The organism is Streptomyces sp. NBC_00234 (genome assembly GCF_036195325.1).
In the GTDB taxonomy this organism is placed as follows: domain Bacteria; phylum Actinomycetota; class Actinomycetes; order Streptomycetales; family Streptomycetaceae; genus Streptomyces.
In genome coordinates, this window is record NZ_CP108101.1 from 3,901,679 (window position 1) to 3,914,728 (window position 13,050).

General features: G+C 71.0%; 14 protein-coding genes. 7 read left to right on the forward strand and 7 right to left on the reverse strand.

What is annotated here, in order from left to right; all coding sequences use genetic code 11:
- Positions 1–90 precede the first annotated feature (90 nt).
- From OG230_RS16970 to OG230_RS16980, 3 genes are all read left to right on the forward strand, one after another.
- Complete coding sequence (locus tag OG230_RS16970; RefSeq protein ID WP_328911067.1) at positions 91–675, forward strand: TetR/AcrR family transcriptional regulator; 585 nt, start codon at positions 91–93, stop codon at positions 673–675.
- 77 nt (positions 676–752) lie between these two features.
- Positions 753–2,099 carry an MFS transporter gene (locus tag OG230_RS16975; protein WP_328911068.1) on the forward strand — a complete coding sequence of 449 codons (1,347 nt, stop codon included), beginning with the start codon at positions 753–755 and terminating at the stop codon, positions 2,097–2,099.
- A 27-nt stretch (positions 2,100–2,126) separates the two neighbouring features.
- On the forward strand, positions 2,127–2,885 hold the full coding sequence (locus OG230_RS16980) for an SDR family NAD(P)-dependent oxidoreductase (protein WP_328911069.1): 759 nt from the start codon (positions 2,127–2,129) through the stop codon (positions 2,883–2,885).
- Between the two features lie 108 nt (positions 2,886–2,993).
- Here the strand turns inward: OG230_RS16980 and OG230_RS16985 are convergent, their stop codons facing one another.
- The 4 genes from OG230_RS16985 to OG230_RS17000 all read right to left on the reverse strand — a co-directional run bounded on the left by OG230_RS16985 (position 2,994) and on the right by OG230_RS17000 (position 6,667).
- Complete coding sequence (locus OG230_RS16985; RefSeq protein ID WP_328911070.1) at positions 2,994–3,752, reverse strand: polysaccharide deacetylase family protein; 759 nt, start codon at positions 3,750–3,752, stop codon at positions 2,994–2,996.
- Positions 3,753–3,914: 162 nt separating this feature from the next.
- Positions 3,915–5,675 carry an acyl-CoA dehydrogenase family protein gene (locus OG230_RS16990; protein ID WP_328911071.1) on the reverse strand — a complete coding sequence of 587 codons (1,761 nt, stop codon included), beginning with the start codon at positions 5,673–5,675 and terminating at the stop codon, positions 3,915–3,917.
- A gap of 183 nt (positions 5,676–5,858) precedes the next feature.
- Positions 5,859–6,278, reverse strand: a complete 420-nt coding sequence (locus tag OG230_RS16995; RefSeq protein WP_328911072.1) for an SRPBCC family protein — start codon at positions 6,276–6,278, stop codon at positions 5,859–5,861.
- Between the two features lie 26 nt (positions 6,279–6,304).
- A complete protein-coding gene (locus OG230_RS17000) occupies positions 6,305–6,667 on the reverse strand; it encodes a VOC family protein (RefSeq protein WP_328911073.1) in 363 nt (120 codons plus the stop codon).
- A 127-nt stretch (positions 6,668–6,794) separates the two neighbouring features.
- On the opposite strand from OG230_RS17000, the gene OG230_RS17005 reads away from it, so the two are divergent.
- Positions 6,795–7,610: a helix-turn-helix domain-containing protein gene (locus OG230_RS17005; RefSeq protein WP_328911074.1), complete on the forward strand. Its 816-nt coding sequence runs from the start codon at positions 6,795–6,797 to the stop codon at positions 7,608–7,610.
- A gap of 184 nt (positions 7,611–7,794) precedes the next feature.
- The gene (dacB, locus tag OG230_RS17010; RefSeq protein ID WP_328911075.1) at positions 7,795–9,432 is read left to right on the forward strand and encodes a D-alanyl-D-alanine carboxypeptidase/D-alanyl-D-alanine endopeptidase; all 1,638 of its coding nucleotides are present in this window, start codon (positions 7,795–7,797) and stop codon (positions 9,430–9,432) included.
- An 87-nt stretch (positions 9,433–9,519) separates the two neighbouring features.
- On the opposite strand, the gene OG230_RS17015 is transcribed toward dacB, so the two are convergent.
- Complete coding sequence (locus OG230_RS17015) at positions 9,520–10,356, reverse strand: hypothetical protein (RefSeq protein ID WP_328911076.1); 837 nt, start codon at positions 10,354–10,356, stop codon at positions 9,520–9,522.
- A gap of 196 nt (positions 10,357–10,552) precedes the next feature.
- Between OG230_RS17015 and OG230_RS17020 the strand changes: the two genes are divergently transcribed.
- Entirely contained in the window at positions 10,553–10,981 is a 429-nt protein-coding gene (locus OG230_RS17020; protein ID WP_328911077.1) for a nucleoside deaminase, read from the forward strand.
- A 36-nt stretch (positions 10,982–11,017) separates the two neighbouring features.
- Here OG230_RS17020 and OG230_RS17025 read toward each other — a convergent pair whose 3' ends face one another.
- Positions 11,018–11,230, reverse strand: a complete 213-nt coding sequence (locus tag OG230_RS17025) for a DUF4287 domain-containing protein (protein ID WP_328911078.1) — start codon at positions 11,228–11,230, stop codon at positions 11,018–11,020.
- A gap of 104 nt (positions 11,231–11,334) precedes the next feature.
- On the reverse strand, positions 11,335–12,234 hold the full coding sequence (locus OG230_RS17030) for an aldo/keto reductase (RefSeq protein WP_328911079.1): 900 nt from the start codon (positions 12,232–12,234) through the stop codon (positions 11,335–11,337).
- Positions 12,235–12,291: 57 nt separating this feature from the next.
- Between OG230_RS17030 and OG230_RS17035 the strand changes: the two genes are divergently transcribed.
- The gene (locus OG230_RS17035) at positions 12,292–12,975 is read left to right on the forward strand and encodes a helix-turn-helix transcriptional regulator (protein ID WP_328911080.1); all 684 of its coding nucleotides are present in this window, start codon (positions 12,292–12,294) and stop codon (positions 12,973–12,975) included.
- Positions 12,976–13,050: the final 75 nt, after the last annotated feature.

Below are 13,050 nucleotides of genomic sequence, written 5' to 3' on the forward strand. Positions count from 1 at the left end.
GTGAGAGTCCAACCGCGCGTGGCCCTCGTCAACTTCGCCTCGGTGGAAGTTTATTGACCGATCGTTCTGCATTGGCTTAGGGTCTCCGATGTGGCCAGGACCAAGGAATTCGATCCGGACGCCGCGCTGCAGTCGGCCCTTGAGCTGTTCTGGCGGCGCGGTTACGAAGCGACGTCGATCGCCGACCTCGTCGAACACCTCGGCATCGGTCGCGCCAGCATCTACGCCACCTTCGGCAACAAGCACGAGCTGTACCTGAAGGCTGTGGACCGATACTCGGAGGGGCGCGATCCGCTGCTCCTCACCGAGCTGTCCCAACCGGGACCCGCGCTGCCCGCTGTGCGGGCGACCGTGCGCCGCTTCGCCTCGGAAGCGGCCTCCCCCGAGGGCAGACTGAATGGCTGCCTCATCACCAACACGGCGGCCGAACTGGCCCCGCACGACCCCGCTGCGGCCCGCCGGGTCGAGGTCAGCTGGGAGCACTTCGAGACGCTGCTGCAGTCCGCGCTCGTACGGGCCCGGGCCCAGGGCGAGCTGCCCGAGGATCGCGATCCGCGTGCGCTGGCCCGCATGCTGCTCGTCCTGCTTCAGGGCATACGGATCGTCGGCAAGGCGTCCAGCGATCCCGCCCGGGTGCGGGACGCGGCCGAGCAGGCGCTGACCCTGCTGGACTGAATCACACTCACCGGGACGACCTCGCTCTCTCTCGCACGCCCGAATAATGAACCGATCGATCAAATATGAGGAGGGGCATGACCGCCGGGGGAGCCACCCACGTCGTCGACGTGCAGCACCGATATGCCTTCGTCCTTCTCGGAAGCGTCCAGACCACGCTGATCTTCACGCTCGCCGCGATCGCCGTGCCGCTGCCTCTCATCGGCCGGGAATTCGGCTTGCAGCGGCCCGACTTGATCCTGCTCAGCGCCTCGTACGGACTGACCTTCGCCGGTCTGCTGCTCTTCGGCGGCCGACTCGCCGACCGCTACGGCGGGCGGCGTACCCTCGCCGTCGGCCTCCTCCTCTTCGCCGCCGCCTCGGCCGCCGCCCCGTTCGCTCCCGGCATCGGGGCACTGCTCGCGGCACGCCTCGTACAGGGCGCGGGCGCGGCCCTCGTCGCGCCCGCCGCCATGGCGGTGCTGCGCATCGTCTTCCGCTCGCCCACCGCGTACGGCAGGGCGATGGCCACCTGGGGCGGGCTCTCCGTACTCGGCGCGACCGCCGGCAATCTGCTCTCCGGCGTCATCCTGTCGTGGCTCTCGTGGCGTTGGACCTTCGTCGTGCCCCTCGTGGTCGCGGTCACCGCCCTGGCCCTCACGCCCCGGCTTCTGCCGCGCACCGCTCCGAACCGGGGCAGGACACTCGACCTGCCGGGTGCACTGCTCGCCACCACCGGGATCACCCTCGCCAGTTACGGACTCGTCGTCACCGACGTCCGGCCCTGGTCGTCGACCGGTGTGCTCGTGCCACTGCTCGGCGGGGCCGTACTGCTTGCCGCGTTCCTGTACGCCGAGCGTCACGCCCACGACCCGCTGCTGCCGATTCGCTTCCTGCTCGACCGGCGCCGAGCCCTCGCGCTCACGGCCATCGCGCTGAGCGCCTGCGGGACCGCGATGACCTTCGTGGTCCTCTCACTCCACCTCCAGCAGACCCGCGACTGGTCACCGCTGCAGACCTCGGCCGCCTTCGTACCGTTCGCCATCGCGCTGATCGCCTCGGGCCGGGCGGCAGGGCCCCTCGTCATCCGGTACGGGGCCGGCGCCGTCACGACCGCCGGGCTCGGCACCGGCGCGGCCGGGCTCGCCTTCCTCGCGTCCACCGGACTCCACGCACACATTCCGTACGCGTACGGGCTGTTGCCGGGCCTCGTGCTGCTGTCGGCCGGCACCGCGGCCTCCTTCGGCGGAGCCGCCGTGCTCGCCACCGAAGGCGTACCGCCGCAGCAGACCGGGCTCGCGGGCGGTGTGCTGAACAGCGCGATGGAGCTCGGCCCCACCGTCCTGTTCGCCCTCCTGCTCACGCTCGGCGGCGACGCCCTGTCCCTGGCCGCGACGGGGTCCGCCCTTGCCGTCGCAGCCTTCCTGAACCATCGCACCGACTGATCCACCACTCAAAGGAGTTGTCGAACAATGAACCGCTTCACTGGCAAGACCGTGCTCGTCACGGGTGCGGGCTCCGGTCTCGGCCGCGCGATCGCGCTCGCCTTCGCCGCCGAGGAGGCATCCGTGATCGCCGCGGGTCGCACCGCGGCCTCCCTGGACGAGACGGTCGGCCTCATCGAGGCGGCCGGCGGCACGGCTGCCGCCATCACCGTCGACGTCACGGACTCCGGCCGGCTCCGGGACCTCGTACGCGAGAGTGTCGCCCGCTTCGGCGGGCTCGACATAGCCGTCAACAACGCCGGGATACTCCGCGGCACCGTCCCCGTCGGCGAGGTGAGCGAGGAGGACTGGGACGCGGTGCTGCGGACCAATGTCACCGGAGTCTGGCTGGCCATGAAGCACGAGATCGCCCACATGAAGGAGAACGGCGGCGGGGTCATCGTCAACATCTCCTCCAACCTCGGCGCACACCTGCGCATCCCGAACGTCGCCGCGTACATCACCTCGAAGGCAGCGGTCTCCGCGCTGACCCGCGCCGCCGCTCTCGACCACATCCACCAGGGCATTCGCATCAACGCGGTCAGCCCTGGGGCCTCCGCCGCACCCATGTCGCTACGGCCCGGCGAGACCGAGGCCGACCGTGCCGAGCGGGTGAAGTCGGAGAACCCGCTCGGCCGGGTCGCGGAGGCCGAGGAAGTGGCGGCTGCGGTGCTCTACCTCGCCTCGCCCTCGGCCGGCGCGGTGGTCGGCACCGACCTGGTCGTCGACAGTGGGTCATCGGCCTGACAGTTCGCAGGGAGAGGGGTGACATCCCCGGCGGGAACCTTCACCACGACGGGCTGGAAGGCGGGTTGAATCCTCGGCGCCGTACGCAGTCGTGCGGGGGAGCCTCACTCACCGCACGGGGAAGCCGAAGGAGTAGCCCTGTTGCTTCAGCCAGGGCAGGATCTCGCGCAGGGCGGCCACGGTCTGGGAGCGGTCCCCGCCCGCGTCGTGGAAGAGGACGGTCGGACCGTTGGCGATCTCGCGCTTGACGGTGGCGACCATGGCGTCCGCGCCGGGTTGCTCGAAGTCCTTGGTGTCGACGTTCCAGCCCAGCGGTCGCATGCCCCGGGACGCGGCGAGCTGTCGGCTGTACGGGGTGAAGGCACCGCCCGGGGCCCGGTAGTACTGCGACCGGACGCCCCCGGACGCCTTGATGATCATGCGTTCGGCATCAAGGATCTGCTGGGACTGGTATGCCTCGGACTGGGTGTCCATGGTGGTGTCGTGCGAGACGGTGTGGTTGCACAGTCGGTGCCCGTCCGCCACGACCGCCTTGACCAGGTCCGGGTAGGCCCGGGCCTGCGTGCCCACCATGCAGAACGTGGCCTTCACGCCGCTGTCCTTCAGCAGTTGCAGCACCTGGGGCGTCCAGGCCGGGTCCGGTCCGTCGTCGATGGTGATGTTGACGCCCCGGGCGCCGCGGTCCGAGGCGTGGGCGATGTCCGCCGCGACCGGCCGGGTGTCCGGCGCCGAGACACGTGCTTGCGGCCGCGCGCCGGTGGTGTCGGCCTGCGCGGTCCACGCCGAGGCGGCAGCGGCCACCACTGTCACTCCGAGCCCTGCCGCGAGAAGCCGGCCGTGCCATCCCCTCCCCTTGTGCTTCGCCATGTCCGCCCCGCCCCTTTGTTGTCTCCCCGATGCCGTGCCCTCATGAAGACATACGAACGCCCTTACAGGCTGCCTCTGTTACCGATCAAGGACGAATCCACAGGGGACCGGCGACAAACAGAGGAGTTCCGCGACAGACGCCCGACACAACGGCCGTCCCGTTCAGACGGATGTCAGCATCGGCAGGGACGTCAGGTGTTGCTCCGGGATGTCGAAGGCTTCCGTCAGCGTCGGCAGGTGAGGGGCGAGCCGGGACGTCAGCGCGCGCAGTGTGCCGGGGAGGGAGCGGACCTGGTCGGTGGTGAGTGCGTTCTCGACCAGGAGGAGTCCGCTGAGAGAGGTCAGCCGGTCGAGCAGGAACAGCGCGCGCAGGTCGTCCAGGGTGGCGCGGGTGCCCGGGTCGGTGACGCCGGCACAGGCCGTGGCAAAGGCGTCGGCGGCCTGGCCCACCGCGTAGGTCTCGACCAGGGCGAGGGCGGCGGCGGACGCGTGGTTCCAGCGGCCGAGCGCGTCGCCCCCGGCGCCGCCGCGCAGGTCGCGTCGTGCGGCCAGGTGCCAGTGGCGCTCGGCGGCGGCGAGGGCGCGGCGCAGGAAGTCGGGGTCGGTCAGGGGCTCCTGGCCGGTCGCCTGCACCGGCGCCGGGACGGTCGTGTGGCCGAAGATCATCTCGGCTCCGGCCTTGCACCAGATCGCCAGGTTGTCCCCCTCGGCGGTGATGGCTCCGTCCGCGTTGGCGGCGAACTCCGCCAGCCCGTTCACCGGGAACAGGGCCCTGGCACCGCAGCGTTCCCGGCTCTCGATCGTGATGTCGCGGGCCTGCCAGGTGATCCAGCCCTTGGCCACCGCGACCAGCCGTTCGGCCTCGGCCCGGTCCTCGGGGGCGTGGGTGATCCAGCGCTCGGTGACGGCCCGGTGCAGGAAGGTCATGGCGTAGGCGGTGGCCGTGCAGGTGAGCAGCCTGGCGTGATGGCTGCGGTGCGCGGCGAGCGGAACGCTCTCCCCGGCCACGGAGCCGGAGATGCGTCGCATGCCCGCGTAGCGGACGGCGATCGCCAGAGCCGCGCGGCTGCCTCCGAGGGTGCTCGCGCTCATGCACAGCTTTCCGACCGTCACCCGGCGGATGGCGTGCAGGAACCGCTTGCGCGGGCTGCCCACGGCACTGGTGAAGGTGCCGTCCGGCAGCAGCGCTCCGTGGTCCCCCTGGATCAGGGCGGTGCGGGGCAGACGTACCTGGTCGAAGCCGGTGACGCAGTGGTCCACCGGACTGCCGATGCGTTCCGGCAGCAGCGTCACGGTGATGCCCGGCAGAGTCCCGTGGCGGTCGCTCAGCGGGGTGAGGAACAGGAAGACGCCGTGGTCCCGGTCGTCGACCAGGAGCCGGGCCGCCACGACGGCGGCCTTCGGCCCGCCGACGGGACTGGTGTTGGGCATGTACTTCTGCGCGCCCTCGTGCGGGGTGTGCAGCACGAACTCGTCCCGCTCGCGGTCGTAGCGGGCGGCGGTCTCCAGCGCCGCCGCGTCGTTGCCGTGCGCGCGCTCGGTGCACAGAAAGGTTCCTGTGCCGGCCAGCGCGGCGAACCGGGTGAGGTCGCGCGCCGGTGAGACGCCGTCGTCGAGCAGGCTGCCGAGGAAGAGGTTGTAGTGAATGCCGGCCACGGTGGCCGTGGCCCCGTCCACCACCGAGGCCCACTCGTGCAGGGCGGCCAGCCCGCGGGGGTCCCGGGCCAGGGACTCCGGGCACAGCACCTCTTCGTTCAGAGCACGCAGCCGGTCGTACGACAGCTGCCACCGCTCCTCGGCGGGCAAATCGGCCCGGTGGCGGAACAGGTCGGTCGAGATCGCCTTGCGCCAGGAGCCGTGTACATCCGGCCCCGATACGCCGTCCTGGAAGAGGATCTCGGTCAACTCATTTGGGCGGGGCATGAGTTGCGTGCTGCCCTGCGTGTGCGCATCGGTGTTGATCATCATGCCCGACCCAACGAGCGGCCCGGTGTGCAGAAACGATCCAGAGGTAACCGTTCAGTTAACAACCCGGGCTCGCGGCCTCGTCAACGTGACTGCCGCTGCGGGCAGATGGAGTCCCGTCGCGCCCGGAAGCCCAGGCCCCTACCTGTCCGTCGGGACCGGGGTGGCCTTCAGTGTCTCGCGCATGACGGCCACGCCCTGCTCGGCCATCTCGTCGATGGGGCCTGCGAGTTCGTCGGGCGTCACGTCGATCGTCCAGACGAACCGGCTGCTCCCCCCGGCGTCCGGGAAGACCTGCATCGAGGCGTGATGGTGCTTCGGCTCCATCGAGCCGCCGACCACCGCGTAGGCCACCCTGCGGGCAGCCTCGTCGATGTCGACGATCAGCTCGTGCACGACGACCCCGTTCGCGAAGGTCACGATCCTGGTGTCCGTCTCCATACGGGTGTCCGTGACGAATCCCGGCACCAGGCGACGGTGCACGGCTCCGACCTCGCGCAGGGCCTCCCATACGTTCTCCGGGGAGTTGTCGATCAGGAATTCCTTGTGGAGGTGTGCCATGTGATCTTCTCCTGTCGAGCGTTCGGTCAGGCGCCGGTGGTGAGGCAGAACGGGTGCCCCTCGGGATCGGTGAGGACGAGCCACTGGTCCTTGCCGGGCTGGAACTCGGGCCTCGACGCTCCGAGGGCGAGGATCCGGCCTGCGGCCTCCTCCACGTCGCCCACCGTGAAGTCGAGGTGGGCGTGCTTGCCGTCGTCGGGCCAGCCGGGGGCCCGGTAGCCGTCGACGCGTACGAAAGCCAGGCCGGGGTGCTCCCCGCCGGCAAGAGCGGCGTAGTCCTCACCGCTGTCGGTGATCTCCCAGTCCGTGACGCTGCTGTAGAACTCGGCGAGCCGGACCGGGTCACAGCAATCGATGACGATGGTGCTGATCTTCGCGAGAGCGGGCATGACGGAGACTCCTTGATGGCGGTACGAGGTGAAGTGCGACGCCGCTCAGCTTGCTCGCCGCGCCCCCTCCCGGTCTTGAAGATTCTTGCGCGGGGCGACTGTCAGACCCCCTGCGTAGCGTTCGAGGGTGCTCACCTTCGCCGTCCTCGCCACCCGGCCCGACTTCCGTATCACCGCGGTGAACTGCCGTGACGACCACGCCCGCTGGTCGGAGACGGAGGTGCGCGAGGACTACCGGGTGGTGCTCGTGCGCCGCGGCCGGTTCCGCAGGTGGGCGGCCGGCACCCCGGCCGAGGTCGACCCGACCCTGGCCTATCTCGGCGTCCCGGGCGAGGAGGAGCGGTTCGCGCACCCCGCCGCCGGGGGCGACACCTGCACATCGATCAGCCTGACGCCCGCGCTGTGGAGGGTCGTGGCAGGTGAGGACGCCCGCCCGGCTCGGCAGAGCGTCTACGTGGACGCCCGCCTCGACCTGGCCCACCGCCGCGTCCTCGCGTCCGCCCGCACCGGCGACGTGGACCATGCGGTGACCGAGGAACTGCTCGGACTGCTCTCCGCCGCCGTCGGCCAGGCCGTCGACGGAGCCGTACCGACCGGTGTCCGTCCCGGCCGGGACGAGGCGACGCTCGTCGCCGCGGCCCGGCAGGCGATCGGCGAGGCCCACCCCGCCTCCGAGGGGCTCCTGCCGCTCGCAGAGCTCCTCGGCGTCTCGCCCTACCGCCTGAGCCGCTCCTTCACCCGCGAGCTGGGTGTTTCGCTGACCCGCTACCGCAACCGGGTCCGTGTCGGCCGGGCCCTCGACCGTCTGGACGCGGGCGAGGACAGCCTCGCCACCCTCGCCGCCGACCTCGGCTTCTCCGACCAGGCCCACCTCTGCCGGACCCTGCGCCACTACCTCGGGCACACACCAACAGCACTGCGGCGACTCCTCACTCCGCCGTGAGCCTCCTTCCTGTCCGCGCGCTTCGCTGACCGGCTGTCCCCGGCCGGGCATTCGCTGCGCATTTCGACGAATGCGCCATGCCGTTCGAGTGACAACCGTTCGCGCCGCCCGTATCCGGCGCCCAGCGGGGTCCATACCTGACCCCATGGACAGGAATCCACCGAGACGAACGGTGCGTGCTGCAGTGCGAGCAGAGAAATTCGGATCCTTTCGGCGCCGCGTGGTCGCCGGATGCTGTGCCCTGCTGCTCCTGGCCCTGGCATCGGGCGAGGCGGCACAGGCGGCCTCGCCCGACGACCACGGTTCCGACCGGCTCGACCCGCGGATCACGGAGATCATGCGGAAGCCCGACTACCCCAACGCCCAGTGGGGCCTGCTCCAGCAGGATCCGGACAGCGGGCGGGTGGTCCACAGCCGGTTCGCCGAGCAGTTCTTCGTCCCCGGGTCGGTGGCCAAACTGTTCGGCACCTCCGGGGCGTGGGACACCCTCGGCGGCGACCACCGCTTCAGGACGCCGGTCTACGCGGTCGGCGAGCGCCGCGGAAGCACGCTGGACGGCGATCTCGGCCTCGTCGCCCAGGGCGACCTGACCATGGGCGGCAGGACCCGCCCCGACGGCACGGTCGACTACACCGACCTCGACCACACGTACGCCAATGACTTCCCCGGCGCCACGCTCACTCCGGAGAACCCGCTCGCCGGGATCAACCAGATCGCGCGGCAGGTAAGGAAATCCGGCATCACCCGCGTCGACGGGAACGTGATCGTCGACAACCGGCTCTTCGAGCCCGAGCCGGTCTTCGTCCCCGTCCCGACCCCGCTGATCATCAACGACAATCTCATCGACCTGCTGACCACCCCCGGCGCCCGCCCCGGCGCGCCCGCGCGACTGGACTGGCGGCCGAAGGTCGCCCCGTACCGCGTCACGTCGACCGTGCGGACCGTGGCGGCGGGCGGGCCGACCGACATCGAGGTGACGACCTCCGACAACGGCACCCGGATCCGGCTGTCCGGCACCATCGCGGCCGACTCCGAACCGGCTCTCAAGGTGTCACCCATCGCCGATCCGGCGGCCTTCGGACGCACCGCGCTGATCGAGGCGCTGGGACGGGCCGGGGTGAGGGTGACCGCGCATCCGACGGGTCCCAACCCGGTCGGCAAGCTCCCCGGTTCGTACGAGGGCCGGCCGCGCGTGGCGCAGTACACCTCCCCGCCGTACGCCCAGTACGGCAAGCTCATCTTCAAGGTCAGCCACAACCTGGGCGGCAACCTCGCCATCTGTCTGATGGCGGTCGCGGCCGGCAGCCGGGACTGCATGGACGGCTTCCCGGTGCTGGCCGACTTCCTGGACCGCGCGGGCGTCGACCGCAAGCAGGTCCAGCTCCTGGACGGCCGGGGCGGCAACCCCGTCGACCGGACCACGCCCAAGGCCGTGGTGCAGATGCTGACGTACTGGCATCGCACCCCCGAGGCGGAGGTCTTCCGGAACGCGCTGCCCATCCTCGGCGTCGACGGCCTGCTGGCCGAGAACTGCACCGACTGCCCCGCGCGCGGAAAGGTGTTCGCCAAGACCGGCGCCGCCGTCGGGCTGGACGCGCTCAACAACCGTCTGGCCGTCGGCGCCATCACGATCGCCGGTTACCTGGACAAGGGCAACGGCCGCTTCGACGTCTTCTTCGCCGGCGTCAACGGCGCCTCCACTCCGACGACCGACGTCAACGGCGTACTGAGCATCGCCGACGACCTCGCCCTGATCTCCGCGTACTTGCAGGAGTCGGCGGCCCGGCGAGAAGACTGCGAGCACTGCATCGCGCGCGATTGATCCGGTTCCCGTCGCCCGCTCCACGAAGAAGCCCCTGGCCGTCGGCCAGGGGCTTCTTCGTTGCCGGGCGCCGTCGGCACGCGGGGATCAGGGGCGCTCGAAGTACTGGAGCACCCCTCCGACGGAGAAACAGAATGCTCCCGCGAGGGTGCCCCAGTTGGCGATGTCGACGTTCACGAGGCTGCCCGTCGCGGGACGCGTGAACGCGGCCAGTGCCGCACCCAGGAAGAGCACGGATCCGAGTTGGTTGACCGCGACGATCCACCAGCCGAGATCGTGGGGACGGATGCCCGGCCGGCCATGGCAGACCTCGGCCAGGGCGAGGTGTCCCGAGACGAGGAACAGGGTGCACCCGACCATGTCGGGGGCCCAGACCAGCCTGTTCTCCTGCTGCACCGAAAGCCCTTGCAACAGGGAACTCAGCAGGTTGATGCCGAACACCAGCGTTCCCACGAACAGCAGGAAGGTACTCAGCCAGTCGATCCGGCCGGGCTCGTAGCTCCACCATCTCCAGCGCCGTGCGGCAAGGGCCCCGGTGCCGTTGTCCTGGCGAGGAGCGTTGACCGCCTGGAGCAGCGACGCGAAGCCGCCCGTGTTGAAGAACAGACCGCCCGCGAAGTAGATCCAGGCACTCGTCGCGTCGCCCGAGCCGAACTGGGCCACCGCGGCCCCGGAGGCGAACAGGCCCCCACCGACCACGAACGCGCTCGCGGCAATGGCGTTCAGCCTGCGGAGACGCCCGACCGATGCGCTGTCCGCACGTCGGGAGCGGGGCTCCGCCCCGTCTGCGGCCCGCACGGTGAGCAGGCCACGCTTGCGTGCCAGTCGCGACTCCCAGACCGCGGTGCCTCCGTCGCTGAGGCGCCAGGTCAGCCGGGTCGTGAACGGTCCCGCACCCTCGGCGGTCCTCTCGATTCGACTCACCCGTCGACCCTAGCCCCTTGGTCCGCTTTTATCCCGAAGTGCGCAGGGCAACTGCGGTGGCGGTAGGGGCCCGAGGCCCTCGCGCGCCGCGGAGCGGCAGCGTCCGGCCCGAGGACGAGGTTCGCGGTTCCGCGGCCCGTACGGCCTGACTAGGCTCGCCGGTGTTCCGCCCACTCCGCAGCAGAACGGACCAGTCATGACCACAACCGACGACCACGCGCTCCTCCGACGGGCCATCGCGCTCGCAGCCACGGCACGGGAGGGCGGCAACCCGCCGTTCGGGTCGCTGTTGTCGGCACCGGACGGAACCGTTCTGGCAGAGGAGCACAACACGACGCTCACCGACAGGGACATCACCGCGCACCCGGAACTGAAGCTGGCGAAGTGGGCCGCGAGGGAGCTGGACAGGGCCACGGCAGCGGAAACCACGATGTACACCAGTTGCCAGCCGTGCGGGATGTGCGAGGCGGCCATCCAGCAGGCGGGGCTGCGGCGGGTGGTGTTCGCCCTGTCCAACGAACAGCTCCTGGACATCAGGCCGGGCAGCGGCCGGCCGCCCGTGCCGCAGGAGGGGCCCGCGCTGCTCGACGAGGTGCGGGCCGTGGTCGAGGGGTACTACCGCTGACCCTCCGGCATCGCGGTTGCCGGAGGGCCGAATCGGCTACCGGCCGCGGTCCTCGGCGAGGGTGTGGGCGACCAGGGCGTTGGCGTGGCCGTGGCCCAGGCCGTGTTCGGACTTGAGCCAGGCGACCAGCTCCATGTGCTTGGTCAGCGGCGACGCACGTACGAGGCTCTCCCACTCGGAGATCGGGCGGCCGTACTTCTTCTCGATCGAGGGGAAGTAGTGCGCGGGGCCCTTCACGGCGTCGGTCATGGTGTGTCCCGTCTGTGGAAGCGGTTGTCGCATGTATGACCGGCGACGGACGTGGAAATCATCGGTTCGACACGGACGACCTGGCCCGGATCCCTCCCGGGACCTCAAGGGCGCGGCGCCGCCGGCGCGTCCAGATCGGCCAGGTCCTCCGCGTCGAGGCGGACGCCGGCCGCCGCGATGTTGTCCTCCACGTGGGCCACCGAGGAGGTCCCGGGGATCGGGAGGACGACTGGTGAACGGGCCATCGTCCAGGCGAGCTTGACCTGTTCGGGAGAGGCGCCGTGGCGAGCCGCGATCCGGGCGAGCGGCTCGGCCGGCTCGGGGCGGCCCAGGCTTTCCAGGGAGAAGAACGGCACGAAGGCGATGCCCTGCCGGGTGCAGGCGTCGAGGACGTCGGGGTCCTGGCGGTGGAACAGGCCGTACAGGTTCTGTACGGCCGTCACCGGGGCGATCCGCTGCGCCCGGGTGAGCTGTTCCGTGGTGGTGTTGCTGAGGCCGAGGTGCCGGATCAGACCTTCCTCGCGCAGGGCGGCGAGCGCGCCGAACCGTTCGGCGAGTGTCCCGTCCCCGCCGTGCTCGGCCGCCTCTTCCGGCTGGAGGCGCAGATAGACCAGGTCGAGGCGGTCCCGGCCGAGTTCGCGCAGCGTGCGGTGGACGCCGGCGACCAGTTCCCGGGGGCCCGCCGGGGCGCCCCAGCTGCCGTCGGCGTGCCGGACCGGGCCGACCTTGGCCGCGAGGACCAGGTCGTCGGGGTAGGGGCGCAGAGCACGGTGGATCAGGCCGTTCGCCGAGATCCCGCCGTGGAAGTAGAACCAGGCGGTGTCGATGTGGTTCACGCCGAGTTCGACGGCCCGCCTCAGTACGGCGGCAGAGGTCTCCGGATCGTTCGCGGGGCCGGCGATGTCCCGGGCCGGCAGCCGCATGGCGCCGAAACCCATGCGCGCGACGGGAAGGTCTCCGCCGAGCAGGAAGGGGGGATACGGGGTTGCACGGGTCGTGGTCATGCCTCCAGATCTTCGGGACCGCTCGTGCCGGAGGCGAACGACTGGCAGCTTGGTGCCATGGCGACGACGGAGATCGTGACCCTGCGGGGCGAGGCCGAGCTGGTTCGACGTGCGGGCGCGCTCTTCGGCGGCGTACGGAGGGAGTTCCTGTGCGCTGCCGGGGACCTCGACACGTGGTCCGGGGCGGCATCGGCCGCCCGTCGCTCCCCGGCGCCGGGCCTCGTGGTGCGCAAGCTGTACGGGCCCGGCGTGTTCCGGACATCCGCCGGGCGGGAGGTGCTCCACCGACTCACCACGGCAGGCGCGGAGATCCGGATCTCACCCGCGCCCCCGGCCCACGAGACGATCGTCGTCGACGGGCGCCTCGCGGTGCTGGCGGCCCCGAGGCCGACTGCGGGGGAGGCCCGTACCTACAACGTCGTGCAGGAGCCGACCGTGGTGGCCGGAGTCCGCGCCCTGTTCGAGACGGCCTGGGAGACCTCGACGGACCTCGCGACGTACCGCCGGAACCCGTTCCCCCTCCTCGACGAGGGCCAACGCGCCGTGCTGCGGTCCCTGGCGGCCGGCCACACGGACGAGGCGGCGTCCCGCCTCCTCGGAGTGTCCCTGCGCACCTACCGGCGGCGGGTGGCTTCCCTGATGACCGCTCTGGACGCCCGTTCCCGGTTCCAGGCCGGCCTGCGGGCCCGCGAGATCCTCGGCGGGCGGCACGGCACGCCTCCCGGAGGTCTCCAGGAGTAGCGCGAGCCGACGGGCCCGACACCGTTCGGTGTCGGGCCCGTTGGACGCTCAGTGCGGGGGACGGGGTTCCTGGCC

Excerpts from the sequence above, each read along its gene's own strand:
- OG230_RS17030 (WP_328911079.1), bottom strand. The coding sequence starts at position 12,234 with ATGACCACGACCCGTGCAACCCCGTATCCCCCCTTCCTGCTCGGCGGA.
- OG230_RS17025 (WP_328911078.1), bottom strand. The coding sequence starts at position 11,230 with ATGACCGACGCCGTGAAGGGCCCCGCGCACTACTTCCCCTCGATCGAG.
- OG230_RS17020 (WP_328911077.1), top strand. The coding sequence starts at position 10,553 with ATGACCACAACCGACGACCACGCGCTCCTCCGACGGGCCATCGCGCTC.
- OG230_RS16990 (WP_328911071.1), bottom strand. The coding sequence starts at position 5,675 with ATGCCCCGCCCAAATGAGTTGACCGAGATCCTCTTCCAGGACGGCGTA.
- OG230_RS16975 (WP_328911068.1), top strand. The coding sequence starts at position 753 with ATGACCGCCGGGGGAGCCACCCACGTCGTCGACGTGCAGCACCGATAT.
- OG230_RS17000 (WP_328911073.1), bottom strand. The coding sequence starts at position 6,667 with ATGCCCGCTCTCGCGAAGATCAGCACCATCGTCATCGATTGCTGTGAC.
- OG230_RS17035 (WP_328911080.1), top strand. The coding sequence starts at position 12,292 with ATGGCGACGACGGAGATCGTGACCCTGCGGGGCGAGGCCGAGCTGGTT.
- OG230_RS16995 (WP_328911072.1), bottom strand. The coding sequence starts at position 6,278 with ATGGCACACCTCCACAAGGAATTCCTGATCGACAACTCCCCGGAGAAC.
- OG230_RS16985 (WP_328911070.1), bottom strand. The coding sequence starts at position 3,752 with ATGGCGAAGCACAAGGGGAGGGGATGGCACGGCCGGCTTCTCGCGGCA.
- OG230_RS16980 (WP_328911069.1), top strand. The coding sequence starts at position 2,127 with ATGAACCGCTTCACTGGCAAGACCGTGCTCGTCACGGGTGCGGGCTCC.